Below are 14,864 nucleotides of genomic sequence, written 5' to 3'. Positions count from 1 at the left end.
GGACACTGCGGCCTCTGTTTCAGCTCTTGGCATGCAACGCGCAAGTACGGTGCCACAGTTCGAGCGAGCCACAGCGCATTCCCGTCGAATACGAGCGCCGAGGCACCGTCTGGCAGGCACGCGGACAACAGCCCGCATCGAGATGAACGAACACCCTGCACATCTAACCGAAAACGGTTGTGAGCCCCTATGACCTGCCGTCATGAGGATGTTTGCATCTGCGCCCAGTTCTGCGCCCGGACCCGAACCATGAATTGCGGCTGCCGGCCATCGTCGTCAACCTCAACGACCAGCTCCGCGAAGCCACCGAACGCGGCTGGCTCGGCGAAGTCGACGGCCTCCGGATAAGTCTGAACACTGCCGTCCAAAACTGCTGAGGCGGGAACCGGTTTCGGCTATTCCGAGACCTGAGCCGCGCCCGGCGCGGTGGCGTCACGGATGATGCGAAGGCTCGCGGTGAGGTCGGCGAGCTGCTTCGGGGTGAGCAGTTTGGTGAACCATCTGTCCACACCCTCGAGGTAGGCGGGCAGCACCTGGGCCACACGGGCGGCGCCGGCGGCGGTGAGGACGGCGTAGGAGCTGCGGCGGTCGTGCGGGTCTGGCTCACGCCGGACGAATTTGTTGCGCTCCAACCTGTCCACCAGCCGGGTGACGCCGCTGGTGGACAGGTTGGTCTGGGTGGCCAGATCGGTCATGCGCAGCTTGCGGCCCGGTGAGCGGCTCAGGCGCATCAGGGCGTTGAGATCGAGGCCGGAGAGTCCGTTGCTCTTCCAGGTGGCCTCGAGGCGGGCGACTAGCCCGTCGTGCGCCTCGTAGAGCAGGCCGACGGCGGTCAGTCGCGGATCGTCGAAGAGCTTTTCGGTGTCCACGTGAGCAGCCTAAACCAAGAAGTTTCCGCGCGGATAGTTGACACGAGGAATACATGCGCTCTAGGTTCTTGCCTACGCAATATTCCGCGCAGCAACTAAATGGAGGTTCTCGATGTCGACGCAACACTGGGTGGCCGGATTCCGTGCGCCGCTGGTGAATCCGGCCGAGCAGATCCGGCTCGCCGAGCCGCGTGCATTCGCCGGGCAGACCCTGCGACAGGTGGTGCGCCTGGCCGGCGGCGGGCAGCAGCTGCGGGTGCGGCTGACCAATCGCTACTCGGATCGGGAATTGGTCATCGGCGCGGCTGCCGTGGCGGAACGCAAGGCCGGCAACGAGATCGTCGCCGAGACTGCTGCCGAGGTCCGGTTCGCCGGCTCCGCACGGGTGCGGGTGCCCGCCTTCGGCGACGTGGTCAGCGATCCGATCGACCTGCCGGTGGCCGCCGGGACGCACCTGGCGCTGAGCCTGTATCTGCCCGAGCCCACCGGGCCCGCCGCCTTCGCCCATATGCCGGTGGATACCGCGTGGATCGTGCCGGGTGATCAGGTCACCGCGCAGGCGCTGTCGGACGCCGAGGAAAGCACCTCGCGGTTCTTCCTCACCGGGGTGGACGTACTCGCCGAAGGTGCGCCCCCGGTGCTGGTCGCCTTCGGAGATTCCTGGTTCGAGGGCGTCGGCTCCTCGCACGGCGAAAACCGGCGCTCGGTCGACCAGTTCAACGAGCGGTTACATCGCGGCTGGGCGGTGAACCAGGGCATCGGCGGAAATCGCCTGCTCACCGATCAGATCGGTGAGCGTGGCCTGACCAGGTTCGCGCGCGATGTCCTGTCGGTGCCGGGTGTCGCGGCGGTGTGGGCCAACTTCGGCATCAACGACCTGATCTTGGACGAACACACCGCGACCGCCGCGGACATGATCGCCGGCTACACCGAACTGGCCGAGCTGGCGCACGAGGCCGGATTGCCGATCTACATCAACACCATCGGCCCGTTCGGCGGCGCGATCTACCCCGGACTCAATATCGCCGATGGCATTCCGGTGCGACGGGAACTGAACGACTGGCTGCGCGGCACCGATGTCTTCGACGCCGTGTTCGATGTGGCCGCGGCGGTAGAGGACCCGGCCCGGCCGAATTTCATCCGCCCCGAATTCGACAACGACGGTATGCATCTCAACGATGCGGGGCATCGCGCCATCGCGGCCGCCTTCGATCTGTCGGTGCTGCCCGCCGGGTTCGGCAAATGATGGGCACCCCGGCGCGCTCGGCGATGCCGCGAATGCGCTTGTCACGCCTCCCGAGTTCGTGTGCGCCACGACGATCACGGACGTCGGCCGCATCGTCGCGTTCCGCGAACTTGCCGACGACTGCCACCTGCGCCGGTATATCGCCGAACGCAGCGGCGCGCTTGCCCGGCGTGTATTGCGCCGAGACCGAGATAGTCGCCCAGTGGATCGAGCGGGCGGACCGCTCGTCGCCTCCCGAGCCCGAGCACGGCTTGCTTTCGAGCGCGCTCGAAGCCCTAGCGTCGGAGTCATGACCGAGATGAGCGAGACGAAGACATGGATAATCACCGGCGCGAGTTCGGGTCTCGGCCTGGCGCTCGCCGAAACGGCACTCGCCGCCGGCGAGCAGGTGGTCGGGACCGCGCGCCGGATCGACCGCTTCGACGGGCTGCAGGCGCGATATGGGGAACGGCTGCTCGCCATCGAGCACGATGTGCGCGACACATCGGGAGCGGACGCGGTCGTGCGGCGGGCGCTGGGGGTGTTCGGGCGCGTCGATGTGCTGGTCAACAATGCCGGTGCCGGACAGGTCGGCGCGGCCGAAGAGATCACTGATGCCGCGTTACGGGCCATGCTCGAGCAGCATCTGTTCGGTCCGGCCGCCTATGTTCGTGCCGTGCTGCCCCACCTGCGGGAGCGTGGTTCGGGTGCGATCGTGCAGATGAGCAGCCAGGGCGGGCGGATGTCGTTTCCTGCCGTTGGCAGCTACTCGGCCGGCAAGTTCGCGCTCGAGGGCTGGTCGGAGGCGCTCGCGGGGGAGATCGCGCCGTTCGGCATCCGCGTTCTCATCGTCGAGCCCAGTCGCTTCCGCACCGCCTTCAACGCAGCGGACGTGCTCAACACGGCCCAGCAGAGCTCGGTCTACGAGGATGCGATCGGTGCTGTGCGCGCGAACATGGCCGAGGCCGACGGCATTCAGGAGGGCGACCCGGTACGCGCGGCCCAGGTGATCCGCGACATGCTCGACACCCCGGAGGCGCCGCTCCGGCTCCCGCTCGGTGCCGAGGCGGTTCGCAATCTCACCCGCGTGTACCGCGGCGCACTCGACGACGTCGAGAAATGGGCGTCGGTGAGCGAGTCGGCAGACTTCCCGGGCCTGCCGCCCGCGGTGCGCGCGTTCTGATCGCCGTACGTTGTCGGCCATGGCCACTGAAGCGCTGATCGAACGCATCCTCGCTGCCAGCGACGGGCCATCCTCGTCGCCGATCGCTGCGCTGCACGGGCTGCTCGACGATGCCACGATCGAGGCCTCGGCGAGGCCGACGAGTGTCGCCGAGGCGGCCAGGCTCGTCGGCCTGTCGGCGCACACCCTCCGGTACTACGAGCAGGAGGGACTCGTGCGGCCGGCTCGTAATGCCTCTGGGTACCGCGAGTACTCCGCGTTCGACCTGCGCCGCCTCGTCTTCCTCACCCGGATGCGCGTGTCGGGCATGACCATGACCGACCTCAAGCGCTACATCCTGCTCGTCGAGCAGGGCCCGAGTACCATCCCGGAACGCCGCCGCATCATGCTCGACCAGCAACACCGAATCAAGCGGCAGATCCGTGAGCTCGGCCTGGCGCTCGAGGTCACCGAGTACAAGATCTGCGCCTACGACGGCCACCCCGAAGGCTGACACCCGCCGACGCTCACTGCGGCCAACAGGAGGCGCCCGCCGAACCTCCCGACGGCTTCGAGCGCGACTTCCCCTCATTGAAAGCATCGACTGGCGGTCGAGCCTGCGCCGGCGGCGAACAAAGCCGACTGCAGGATCGCCCGTTGATCTCTCCTTAATTGGATAGACGAACTATCCAATTCGCGACGTAAGAAAGCAGTCATGAATACCTCGCTGATCTCGCCGTTCATGAGCATCGTGCTCGGGGCGACCATCCTCTCGGTCGTCACCATCGCCTTCGGCGGCACATTCCTACTGCGCGTCTTCACCGGCGCTCACGACACCAACGACCTGCAAAAATCCTTCTTCCGCGCCGGTCACGCCCACGCCGGGGTACTGGTCGTGCTCGGCCTGCTGCTCGCCGTCCTCGGTCATGCGACGGGCGCGAGCACCGGCTGGGCCGCCGGCGGAGCGATTGCCGTCCTGGTCGCCGCCATCCTGATGCCGCTCGGCTTCTTCCTCTCGGTGCTCGGGCGCGACCCGCAGCGGCCGAACCGGATGATCATCAGTGTCTGGCTGGGTGCGACGCTGCTGGTGGCCGGGCTGCTGGTATCGGGAATCGCGACGCTCGTCGCCGGGGTCGACCGGATCTGAGAGCCTTCGGCCGGGGCCGGCCTGTGCGGCGATCCGAGGCCGCTGACAAACACGCCGGTCAGCATGCATCGAAATGAATTGTCATTCAATATGTTTCGTTCGCTTAGCGTACTGTCGTCCGGGCTGGTGCATTCGAAGCAGGCCGCTCGTACCAGTTCGTCATGATTCGGAAATCGAGGCAAGCGAATGAACCACAAGCTGTGGCTGCTCGGGCGATCGATCGCGGTGGGCGGACATATCTTGGGGGAGAAGATCATTCGGCCCAAGACGAGAGGAAGAGGGGATAGGCGACAGTGCTGGCGATGAGCCTGTCTGTGGCGAGTGGGAGGTGGTCACCCTGCGGTTCGAAGCTGCCGACCGGCATGACCGCAATCCTGGGCTCGGTGCGGGCGATGTCGGTCGAGGTGTTGTGGTGACCAGCTCCACTCGGAGGGTTCCTCTCGCGAGGGATTCGCACCCTGCTCGGCCGGGCACAGTGCGCCGGGCTCCCGAGTGATACCCGGCCGGTCGACGCCTATCTCGCTGTCGTGGGTCGATGGCCCCGCAGAGTTCGCGACCCACGCCGCATCGTTGATGACCAGGCTCGGCGCCCGCAACTGCGTCGAGATCGCGATGTGGGCATACGAGCGACTAGAGATTCGTGCACACAAAGCCCAGCGGCTTGCGCTCGAAGGTGGTGTCGAGTCCGCACTCATAGCCAGTAGTGGGTTTCGGTATCAATCCAGTCATCGACGACGTCCTTATGGGCGTGGAAGCTGCCCGGTGGTGGCCGAAGCCTCCACGGGCGTGCGCTCTCCGATCACCGCTTTCTGGGTGGCGCGATTGGCATGTCGTATTGAACCACATTGCGCCCGCTCGGTGTGACGACGATCGACGCCATGTTGTGAGTGTCGAGCCAGTGGAAACGGCTTGCGGTTACATGAAGGGCGTTGTCGGGATTCGCGGGTTCGCGCCAGGAGCACTCCTTGTAGGCCGCCAAGACGTGGCCCACGCTGATATCAGAAATCTCTGCTACGTACTCCAGCCAGTATACGGCGACGACGTTCTTCTGATCGATCGTCGTGGGCTGCTTCTCCGCAACGAAATCGCGGAACGACAATTGTCCATCCGGTCGAAAGTCGATATTCCTTATGGGTTCTCGGCGACGCCCAGGCTTGCGATGCCGTCGACCTCCGGCCTTTTCGGGTTCGTCCTTCCTTTCGAAGCTTCCCGAGTCTGTCGATTGCGCGCCGTCGCCCGTTCCGATACCGGACGAATCGTCGGCCGGATGGTCGGGGGCGCTGGTATCGACTTGCGGATACGTGGATACGGACCCACCTGCTTCGACGGTCGGCGCCGGAGGCCTACTGGGCGAAGCCAAGCGTTCCACCAGTAAATCGAATGCCCTTACTTGGAGAATCTCTGAGTCGAATTCGCTTACGATTTTTGCGATAAGACGCATCCTCTCTGGTAGGTCATCCGGGTCGTTAGGATCCATGGCCGGTGGCATGCTGTCCATGCCGATCGCCTCCCGCTGGAGTTTCTGTCGTGAATGAGTAGGGGTGAGACGGTTGCCTACGGGACCGGATGTACGGCGGTTCCACCCTAGTGGGCGCCTTTCCCTGACTTCGACCTTACCGCTGTCAGTGAAGACTGCGGAGCACAATTCTGGTGCAGATCATGTCTTCCGGGGTCACCACGTGTTCTAATCGTTACTATTCTAGCGCTGCCCTAACTGCATGGAACCCAATGGTTTTCGGTATGTCATAATCTCATGCAGCCCCTGTAGCGACTACGCGACTCTCATTACGAGACCTCATCCACGACGCAGAAGCGGCTGATCGGCTGCTGACTCTCGTCTTGACAGCGAGCCGCTGACGAATGCGGGGTGCTGACAAGGGCCCGACCGCCGCGCATTGCGGACTTTCAGCTAGGGCAGCAACGCGAAATCGCCCCGCTACTCAGCGAGCCGGCGGCGCGACGGCCGGGGGTGGCCACGGATTTTGCGTACGACAACAGCAAATATCCCGATGCGGGGACGATAGCGTGCTCGGCATCTGACTGGTGGCACTGATCGACCAGATTCGTGCTGGTGGTCTCAGCTCAACCGGCGGCGTAACGGTCCAGCACGACGGCCGCGACATGGTTCTCCACGCCCGCGCCCCAGGCGTTGCCCTTCGTTTCGGTCAGGACGAGCGTGCCACCCCGTTCCGGGCGACCGTCTCTGCGGGATCGGCCCGGCGCGGCCTACGGGTGACCATCGTCCCTCACCAAGGAACCAAAAGCCCGTACGCTGCGAGTTCGACGAGGTCGACACTGGAGCCATGACTGACACCAACGCCCACGTGGCTTCCTCCGCGCCCGATCCGGCGACGGTTCAGCGGGCGCTGGACAGAGCCGGCCGCGCACCGTCGATCCATAACACGCAACCCTGGCGTTGGGAGTTCGACGGCGCCGAATTGCGGCTCTATCGAGACAACGACCGATTGCTCACTTCGGCAGATCCGACCGGACGTCAGCTGGTGATCAGTTGCGGCACGATGTTGCACCACCTGCGCACCGTACTGGCGGCGGACGGATGGCACACCGACATCGAACGCATCCCCGATATCGCTCGCCCGGATTTGCTGGCCCGACTGACGTTTCGCCCGTGGCCGGATCCTCCTGACGGTGTTCTGGCTCGTGCTTCAGCAATCGAGAGCCGGCGAACCGATAGGCTACCGCTGACAGCGCCTACGGGATGGGCCCAGGTGATGCGGGCCGCGCGCATGCTGACCAGCCCGCATGAAGTCGCTCTGGATGTTCTCGACGACTCTGCTCGAGCGATCCTGGCGAACGCGTCTCGGGAGGCCACTGCGAAGCGGCGTTACGACATGGATTACCAGGCCGAACTGCACTGGTGGGCCGGGCACTCACCGAGCCGGGAAGGAATTCCGAGCAGCGCACTCCCTTCTGGCGCCGAAGCCTTCCGCGTGCCGATCGCTCGCAAGTTCCCCTCCTCCCCGCACTCCGATCGACGCCGCGATGTCGAGGATCATGCGGCCCTGGTTGTCCTCAGTACCGTTGGAAACGGCGTGGTCGACTGGCTACGTGTGGGTGAGGCGCTGTCGGCGGTCCTGCTGGAATGCACCCGTGCCGGCCTTGCCACCTGCGCTTTGACACACATCACCGAGTTGGTGACCGCACGCAAGGCGCTCGAGAACCTCACGGCCGGCAGCGGTGTGCCGCAAGTGCTGGTCCGTGTCGGCTGCGCTCCACTCGAGCCCGCGCCTGCACCGCCGACCCCTCGGCGTGGTGTGGACGAGTTTCTGACGCTTGTGAACACGTCGGCGAAATAGGTCCTCACACCGCGCGAGACGTGGCTGATTCCCTTCGCATACACCTGATGGACTGAACGCCTACCGAGCGGTGCGGATCAGCGGTTGCGGCTCGCGGCCCGGGGGCGTCGCGATCGGTCGAGGAGTGTCCGCGAGGCACGGTCACCAGACTGGGCTGCCCGGCAGGGGGTGTGCGGTTGCGCGCGAAGCAACCACACCAGGAACGAACCGGTCACGCCCGCCATGGCGGCGGCCATGAGGAAGCCGCCGGCCAACCCGATCGCGAGGACGAGCCAGGTGGGCTGACCCGGCTGCCACAGCGGCGAGGTGACTGCGGTGAACACGGACAGTCCGACGATCCACGCCAGCGCGGTGGCGCCGATCCAGCCGCCTGCACCCACCAAATGGTCGCGGAGTACGAACCATTGGGCAACCCCAAGGCAGCACACGATGACCACGACTCCTGCGGCGAGCGCGGGTATCGCCGCCGCTGTGGGCCACCGCTGGAAACCCTCCGACATGATCATCGTCAGTGCGACAGTCCAAGCGATAGCAGCGCCGAAGGCCGTGGCGAGAATCCACCGGCGCTTGTCGAGGCGCGGAAGTGCCTCATGGAGTACGGAGGCCTGGAACCACCCCAATACCCCGCCTTCGATCGTGCCCGCCGCCACGAGCGTCGCCGCGGCGAGCGGTTCGTCGATCGGTCCCGCGACGACGGCGGTGACGGAAGGGAACAGGAAACCCAGCACTTCGCCGATGGTGACTGCGAGCAGCCAGCGGCGCCACAGTCTCGCACCCCGTCGGATACCCGGAGCCGTTCCTTGATCGCTTTCGGGGTCCAGTTTGATCAACACCAGCGGATCGGTGGGTAGCTCGCTCGAAGGAGAACGCCGGTAGATCGCTGCCGCGTACGCATAGGCACGTGAACCGGGCATCAGTACCCGACCGACGCCGCTGCGCCACCGGTGATCGACCCATAACGATAGTGGTGAATGCGTGGTGAAGTTCCGCCACCATGTCTTGTCGTCCGATCGACCTACCCGGACTACGATCTCGTTTCCGCGGCGGGCGTACCGCACCGGCAGGGAGAAGGCGCGCCCGGTGCGGTTGCCCGTGTAGCGCAGTTCGGTCATCCGGTGGAACAGCGCGCCGGTGATCGGGCAATGCAGGGCGCTCAGGACCGCGGAGCCACCCCACCCCGACGTTCGATATCCGCTGCGGAGATCTGCCATGGGATGGATTGTTTCCCGCCCGCTGGGGTGCGTACTAGAACCGAAAGGCATCATCGCGCGGGACGTAATTACGACCGCTGCCTTCTGCGGTAGTGACCTAGGAATCCAGTCAGTCGGGCGGTATGCCCCTAGCGCGCTGGGCTTCTCCGCAGGATCGTCGGAACTATAAGCACATCGGCAAACGCAGGAAGGTGTGGCAATGATGTACTGGCCCGATCACGGAATGACAGGCTGGGGATACGCGCTGATGATCGTCGTCATGGTATTGGCCTGGGCACTGGTGGCGGTGGCGATTATCGCTGCCCTTCGCGTCATCGCCTCCACGTCGCAACGGCCTGTACCACCACGTAGCTCGCCTGATCTGCCGGAGCAGCTGCTGGCAGAGCGATTCGCCCGTGGCGAGATCGACGACGAGGAGTTCCGTCGACGTTTGACGGCGTTGCGTTCGGGAACCGGGCGACCGTGAAGGTCGAGCAGCGGTTGCGCATCTCGGTTGTTGCCGCAGTGTCGCAGCACTCGCAGACGAGATCGAGTTCACCCGGGTAGGTGCGCCGGAGTGCGCCCATCTGCGGTGGGCGCCTCGGCCGCGGACTGCCAAGCGCGGCGTGCTGCGCTCATCGTGCGTGTGAGCGGCTGGTCGGTGTTCGCTATATACGCCTGCGGCCACGGCTCGGCCGACGCCGCCATGGAAGTCGCGATATCCGTGGTGGCGTCCGATGTCGAGTCGCCGCGGCCACGGATGCGATGGGCAGCCACCCGCGGTGGACAGCAACAGCGGATTTCGACCAGCTCCGCGGCGCTGTCGGCGGCCAGAGCGGTTGCGCGCTGTCGCTGCACGGCGTCGATCCAGCTGGCATCGAGGATGACCGATTCGCCGTTGTCCAGCAGCGGCTTGGCTCTGGCCAACAGCTCGGAGTAGACCCTGGCCTTGTTGCCGGCCGAGTATCTTCCCTGCCCGAATACGCCGGTGGGCCCTGCGATCGCTCCCGCGTCGGCCAGTTCCTTCCTGATGTCGTCGCTCGAGAGCACCGTGGCGCCGAACTCCCGCGAAAGCTGCTGGGCGACTGTGGACTTTCCGGTCCCCGGCAGACCGCCGACCAGTGCCAGGCGGATCGCCGATCGCGCGGTGCGTCCATCGGCGATGACAAGGTGTCGATGTGCCCGATCCAGCGCGGCGTCGTCACCTTGAGCCCATCGGATCAGGTCGACCTTTGCTCGCACCAGGGCGCGGTAAGCGATGTAGTGAGCGCATAGCGAGTTTGGTGCTGTGTCTCCCGTGACACGCCTGTATTCGGCGATGAATCGGTCGGAGACGTCGAGATGGCCGAGAAACTCCAGGTCCATCGCCAGGAAGGCGATGTCGTCGATGCGATCGAGGTATCGGAGTGTGTCATCGAAATCCAGGCAGTCGAGGATGCGGTAGCCATCCGGCATCACGAAGATGTCCTGAGCGAGTAGGTCACCGTGGCCGTCGATGATCTTGCCCTCCGTGATGCGCCGCTGGAACAGCGCCCTGCGGCCGTGTAGATAGCGGAGGGCGCGGGCCTCCAGCTTGTCCGGTATGGCCGGGTCGATGAGATCGGTCTGTTCCCGCAGTGTTCGCAGGACTGGCTGCCATCGTTCCCACACCGCCTCCGCGGTGCCGAACCGGTCTACTTCGGGGCCCCGCTTCGCCGCGGCGTGAAACCGTGCGAGGGTCCCGGCGAGTTCTGCGATGTCGGGCTCTCGGTGGCTCTCTAGTAGCGTCGCCAGCCGCCGGTCGTCGGGCATCCGGCGCATGACCAGGACGGGTTCGGTCGCCCCGTTCACGGGGTCGGAGAAATGCCCGATACCGAGATAGACGTCGGGTGCGATCCGGCGGTTCAGTTCCAGCTCCCGAGCACACGCCAGCTCGCGCGAGCGGGCGGTCCTGAAGTCGAGGAAGTCGGTCGCGAGGGGCTTTTTGACCTTGTACGCGCGGTCGCCGACCAACACGACGAGCCCGGTGTGAGTCTCACGCAACTCCGCACCGGCGGGGACCGATTCGTTCACAGCTGCTCGATCAGTGCCATGCCCGCCGTGGCGCCGCCATCGATGACGAACTCCGATCCGGTCGAGAACGTTGCTTCGGTCACGACGAAAGCGATCATCGCGGCGACCTCTTCGGGCTCACCGAACCGCGGCAGCGGCTGGCCGGCCGCGATTCGTTCGTCCATACCGGCGGTCATCGGCGTGTGGATCGGGCCTGGATGCACCGAGCACACACGGACTCCGGCGTTACCGAGTTCGATGGCGGCGGCCTTGGTGAGGCCTCGCAATCCCCATTTGCTGGCTACGTACCCGGCAACGCCGGAGTACCCGATCAGTCCGGCCGTCGAAGAGACATTGACGATCACGCCGCCACCGGCTGCGCGCAATCGTGGCGCCCCCAGATGCATTCCGAGCCAGGCGCCGGTCAAATTGACGTCCAGCACATGGCGAAACATCGCCGGCGACTCGGTTTCGACGCCGCCGAAGTCGACGATGCCGGCGTTGTTGATCAGCACGGCCAAGGGGCCAAAGGTTGCCTCGGCGTCGGCGAGGGCGCGTTCCCATTGAGCTTCGTCGGTGACGTCGAGTCTGCGGTACATCACCGAGGGACCGAGCGAGGCCGCTGTGGCTTCGCCTTCGCTGTCGAGGATGTCGGCGACCACGACCCCGGCCCCTGTCTTGGCCAGAGCATGAGCCGTGGCGGCGCCGATGCCGCGCGCCCCACCGGTGATGAGGATGCTACGGCCCGCCAGATCGAATCTCGCGGTATCGACCATTGTGATCAACTCCTTCATGGCGATGAGCTGCTTGTCTCGAGCGTCGCCCACCGGCGCGGCCGCCACGACGGCTAAACGTCACCGGTCGTCAGGGCCTTCGCCCTTTCAGAGTCCGCACCGATGGCAGCGCGCGGCTCGCTCGTTCCGGTGGCTGTCGACATAGTCGTCCCACCGATTCGAGGTTCACCCCGATGAGGTGTGCGAATCCGTTGACGCGATGCGGCGAGCGAGGCTCGCGAGTGCGTCGGATAGCCCGGTCCGTGCCTGGCGGGTGAGTGTGTCCAATGTGGTCGACGGCGTCAGCTGCGTCATCGAGGTGTGCGGGTCGGCGGCTTCGACGACGCTGCCGTTGCCGGCCGCTCGGACGACGACACTGTACGGAATCATCACGCCGACAGTCCGATCCGCATCGAGTGCCTGCGCGATGAAGGTGGGATTGCAGGCTCCGAGAACGACATAGTCCTCGATGTGGTGGCCGATCGTCGCATCGAGCACCGCGCTGACATCGATCTCGGTCAGCACACCGAATCCTCGAGATGCCAAGGCCTCGCGCAGCAACGGAACAGTGTCAGCGACGGATGTGGGCACCTCGATGCTGAGGTCGGCCGGGGCGACTGGTATCCGGATTTCGGTCAGCAGGTCTTTCGAGGCGACCGCCTCGTCTGGACCGACCAGATATACCTCGGTCGGCGGGCCGATGGGGCGAAATGGTGCACTACGCAGCCACCTGTCGAGGGCGCCGTAAGCGGCCGCGATGGATTGGTAATCGCCCCGGTGGAATGTGCGCGCGTGCAGGCCTGGTCGCGTGGTGCGTACTGTCAATCCTTCGAACGCGCCGTTCCGGCTGTTCGACACAGGTACAGCAAAGTCGACATCGGTCGTGGCGCCGGGGACGAAATCACCGTGGTAGGTCGTGGACGGTGGCCCGGCGGGCGTCATCCCGGTACGAGCGGCCAGATCGAAGAGTGCCTGCATACCTTGACCGATGTCGTCCCCGGCATGATCGGCTCGGATCTCGCGATGCAGCTGCAGAACGGTCTGGGGAGCGGATTCGTCTACGATCACTGTGTAGGGCATCAGAGGCCCTCCTGGGTCAGGAGTGCCCGACGGTCTGCTCGGCCACGGCGGCCGCGAGCTCTTCGGCCCACGTGCGTGCGCGAACGAGTTCACCGTCGATCAGTGGCCCCATCATGCCGTCGACCACGAAGTCGGCGGGCTCGCCCACGAGTTGGTACCCGAGTCTGCGGAGTCGCTTGGCGGCGCCGCGTGCAGATGAACCCGGTAGCCATGGTGGTTTCGCCACTTTGGTGCCGAACGCCGCGGCGCGGCTACCGGCCGGCACGGGCGGGAGATCGTCGAGCCATTCGCGAATCCCGATGTCGACGGTGACCCGCTTCTCGGTGCGTGTCGCGGCGTCGGCACGGGTATTGGGTCTGCTCAACCCGAACGCGTGAGTCGGCCCGCCGACGACGACAAGGTCGACCGGAGGCAGGGGCGCGATGTCCGCGGTAGCGACATCGAGGACCTCGACCGAGGCATGTTCGGCCAATCCGTCAGCGATAGCTCGAGCGACAGCCGCGGTATTGCCGTACATGGATTCGTAGACGACGCGTGCTCGCATGACGACCTCCTTCATCGTGGGGTCAGCGTTTCACCTATGACGGTATGACCGGCGGTACTGTCCTCGTCAGTGCCGAAGGGCACAGGGGCGAGGACCTTTGTCGACAGCACAGCGTGCGGTGACCGATCGGTGCCAGGTCGACGAACCCTGTTGTGGTCTTGCCGCCCACCGACCATCCGTGCTGCGACGAGAGGCAGGTCGTCGAACTCGTCAACAGCCAGGTACGCCGGCGCAACACGCGGGGAGTCAGCCGATCATAGAAACGCTGCAGGACCGGATCCGGCGTGGTTTCCTGGGACGGTGACCGTTTCCGTTACCGACCTCGGTAAGCAACGGGGGTCGAACCTAGCGCTCGCGACCTGGGTGTCTGCGATCAACTTCTGGGCCTGGAACATGATCGGCCCGCTCTCCACAACGTATGCCGGTGACCTGTCACTGAGCAGCACCGAGACATCGATGCTGGTTGCCACGCCGATTCTGGTCGGCTCGCTGGGCCGTATCGCGGTGGGCGCGCTCACCGACCGGTTCGGCGGCCGGATCATGTTCATCGCCATCTCGCTGGCCTCGATCATGCCGGTTCTTGCCGTCGGCGCTGCCGGGGCCGCGGATTCCTATCCTCTGCTGCTGACGTTCGGATTCTTCCTCGGCATCGCCGGCACGATCTTCGCGGTCGGCATCCCGTTCGCCAACAACTGGTACGAGCCCGCTCGGCGCGGCTTCGCGACCGGTGTCTTCGGTGCCGGAATGGTCGGCACGGCACTGTCGGCGTTCTTCACTCCGCGGTTCACCAACTGGTTCGGCCTGTTTCCCACCCACGTGATCGTGGCCGGAGCACTCGCGGTCACCGCGGTGGTCTGCATGGTGGTAATGCGCAACTCGCCGGAGTTCCATCCGAACACCGACCCGGTTGTGCCGAAACTCAAAGCCGCGCTGAAACTACGAGTGACGTGGGAGATGGCATTCCTCTACGCGATCGTATTCGGCGGCTTCGTCGCGTTCAGCAACTATCTGCCCACCTACATCAAGACGATCTACGGGTTCTCCGCCGTCGATGCCGGCGCGCGCACCGCCGCCTTCGCGCTCGCGGCGGTGATCGCGCGCCCGATCGGCGGGGCGCTCGCCGATCGGATCGCACCCAAGTACGTGGTGCTGGCCTCGCTGGCAGGCACTGCGGTGATGGCATCGATAGCGGTGTTCCAGCCACCCCCGGACGTGTGGTCGGCGACAGACTTCATCCTGCTGGCGATATTCCTCGGTATCGGGACCGGCGGCGTGTTCGCGTGGGTTGCTCGCCGCGCGCCGGCGAAATCGGTCGGATCCGTGACCGGTGTCGTCGCGGCTGCCGGCGGCCTGGGCGGCTACTTCCCTCCGCTGGTCATGGGTGCGACCTACGACCCCGTCGATAACGACTACACCGTGGGCCTGCTGTTGCTAGTCGTGACGGCGCTCATCGCCCTGGCCTACACGGCAATGAAACTGCATGCCCGGGAGCCTGTTCCAGCCGACGCGCGATAGCGGCTCCCGCC

The 14,864-nt window shown here is 65.4% G+C and carries 16 protein-coding genes; 8 read left to right on the top strand and 8 right to left on the bottom strand.

Translation table 11 applies throughout. The features are described 5' to 3' along the window. The first annotated feature begins 212 nt into the window (after positions 1–212). Positions 213–377, top strand: coding sequence for a hypothetical protein (locus AC4HOU_RS00905; protein ID WP_194989615.1), 165 nt, complete (start codon positions 213–215; stop codon positions 375–377). An 18-nt stretch (positions 378–395) separates the two neighbouring features. On the opposite strand, the gene AC4HOU_RS00900 is transcribed toward AC4HOU_RS00905, so the two are convergent. Further along, positions 396–869 carry a MarR family winged helix-turn-helix transcriptional regulator gene (locus tag AC4HOU_RS00900; RefSeq protein WP_194989616.1) on the bottom strand — a complete coding sequence of 158 codons (474 nt, stop codon included), beginning with the start codon at positions 867–869 and terminating at the stop codon, positions 396–398. A gap of 112 nt (positions 870–981) precedes the next feature. Here AC4HOU_RS00900 and AC4HOU_RS00895 point away from each other — a divergent pair, with 112 nt between their 5' ends. The 4 genes from AC4HOU_RS00895 (at position 982) to AC4HOU_RS00880 (ending at position 4,403) form a co-directional block, all read left to right on the top strand. Next, positions 982–2,115 carry a GDSL-type esterase/lipase family protein gene (locus tag AC4HOU_RS00895; RefSeq protein ID WP_194989617.1) on the top strand — a complete coding sequence of 378 codons (1,134 nt, stop codon included), beginning with the start codon at positions 982–984 and terminating at the stop codon, positions 2,113–2,115. Further along, complete coding sequence (locus AC4HOU_RS00890) at positions 2,048–3,277, top strand: SDR family NAD(P)-dependent oxidoreductase (protein WP_324197298.1); 1,230 nt, start codon at positions 2,048–2,050, stop codon at positions 3,275–3,277. The genes AC4HOU_RS00895 and AC4HOU_RS00890 overlap by 68 nt, the downstream gene beginning before the upstream one ends. A 19-nt stretch (positions 3,278–3,296) precedes the next feature. Continuing rightward, complete coding sequence (locus tag AC4HOU_RS00885) at positions 3,297–3,770, top strand: MerR family transcriptional regulator (RefSeq protein WP_490723996.1); 474 nt, start codon at positions 3,297–3,299, stop codon at positions 3,768–3,770. 201 nt (positions 3,771–3,971) lie between these two features. After that, positions 3,972–4,403, top strand: a complete 432-nt coding sequence (locus tag AC4HOU_RS00880) for a hypothetical protein (protein WP_228789061.1) — start codon at positions 3,972–3,974, stop codon at positions 4,401–4,403. Positions 4,404–4,656: 253 nt separating this feature from the next. On the opposite strand, the gene AC4HOU_RS00875 is transcribed toward AC4HOU_RS00880, so the two are convergent. Together AC4HOU_RS00875 and AC4HOU_RS00870 are read right to left on the bottom strand one after the other, a co-directional pair. Continuing rightward, positions 4,657–4,767 carry a creatininase family protein gene (locus AC4HOU_RS00875; protein WP_228789063.1) on the bottom strand — a complete coding sequence of 37 codons (111 nt, stop codon included), beginning with the start codon at positions 4,765–4,767 and terminating at the stop codon, positions 4,657–4,659. Between the two features lie 435 nt (positions 4,768–5,202). Beyond that, positions 5,203–5,901 (bottom strand): hypothetical protein, encoded by a 699-nt coding sequence (locus AC4HOU_RS00870; protein WP_195026028.1) that lies wholly within the window; start codon positions 5,899–5,901, stop codon positions 5,203–5,205. Between the two features lie 805 nt (positions 5,902–6,706). Between AC4HOU_RS00870 and AC4HOU_RS00865 the strand changes: the two genes are divergently transcribed. Next, positions 6,707–7,720, top strand: coding sequence for an Acg family FMN-binding oxidoreductase (locus tag AC4HOU_RS00865; RefSeq protein WP_194982283.1), 1,014 nt, complete (start codon positions 6,707–6,709; stop codon positions 7,718–7,720). 77 nt (positions 7,721–7,797) lie between these two features. Here AC4HOU_RS00865 and AC4HOU_RS00860 read toward each other — a convergent pair whose 3' ends face one another. Then, positions 7,798–8,832 carry a hypothetical protein gene (locus AC4HOU_RS00860; protein ID WP_490723995.1) on the bottom strand — a complete coding sequence of 345 codons (1,035 nt, stop codon included), beginning with the start codon at positions 8,830–8,832 and terminating at the stop codon, positions 7,798–7,800. A 298-nt stretch (positions 8,833–9,130) separates the two neighbouring features. Between AC4HOU_RS00860 and AC4HOU_RS00855 the strand changes: the two genes are divergently transcribed. Beyond that, the gene (locus AC4HOU_RS00855) at positions 9,131–9,397 is read left to right on the top strand and encodes an SHOCT domain-containing protein (protein WP_194982190.1); all 267 of its coding nucleotides are present in this window, start codon (positions 9,131–9,133) and stop codon (positions 9,395–9,397) included. A gap of 68 nt (positions 9,398–9,465) precedes the next feature. Here the strand turns inward: AC4HOU_RS00855 and AC4HOU_RS00850 are convergent, their stop codons facing one another. The 4 genes from AC4HOU_RS00850 to AC4HOU_RS00835 form a co-directional block, all read right to left on the bottom strand. Beyond that, positions 9,466–10,905, bottom strand: coding sequence for a bifunctional aminoglycoside phosphotransferase/ATP-binding protein (locus AC4HOU_RS00850; protein ID WP_490724240.1), 1,440 nt, complete (start codon positions 10,903–10,905; stop codon positions 9,466–9,468). 53 nt (positions 10,906–10,958) lie between these two features. Further along, the gene (locus AC4HOU_RS00845) at positions 10,959–11,717 is read right to left on the bottom strand and encodes an SDR family NAD(P)-dependent oxidoreductase (RefSeq protein ID WP_195026031.1); all 759 of its coding nucleotides are present in this window, start codon (positions 11,715–11,717) and stop codon (positions 10,959–10,961) included. A 183-nt stretch (positions 11,718–11,900) separates the two neighbouring features. Next, positions 11,901–12,794 (bottom strand): DUF302 domain-containing protein, encoded by an 894-nt coding sequence (locus tag AC4HOU_RS00840; RefSeq protein ID WP_195026032.1) that lies wholly within the window; start codon positions 12,792–12,794, stop codon positions 11,901–11,903. 16 nt (positions 12,795–12,810) lie between these two features. Further along, on the bottom strand, positions 12,811–13,338 hold the full coding sequence (locus AC4HOU_RS00835; protein ID WP_194982193.1) for a flavodoxin family protein: 528 nt from the start codon (positions 13,336–13,338) through the stop codon (positions 12,811–12,813). Between the two features lie 300 nt (positions 13,339–13,638). Here AC4HOU_RS00835 and AC4HOU_RS00830 point away from each other — a divergent pair, with 300 nt between their 5' ends. Next, a complete protein-coding gene (locus tag AC4HOU_RS00830; protein WP_195026033.1) occupies positions 13,639–14,853 on the top strand; it encodes a nitrate/nitrite transporter in 1,215 nt (404 codons plus the stop codon). Positions 14,854–14,864: the final 11 nt, after the last annotated feature.

The organism is Nocardia sp. JCM 38205, from assembly GCF_058222935.1.
Note: the sequence above shows the minus strand (reverse complement) of the source record. Positions and strands in the feature narration are given on the sequence as shown.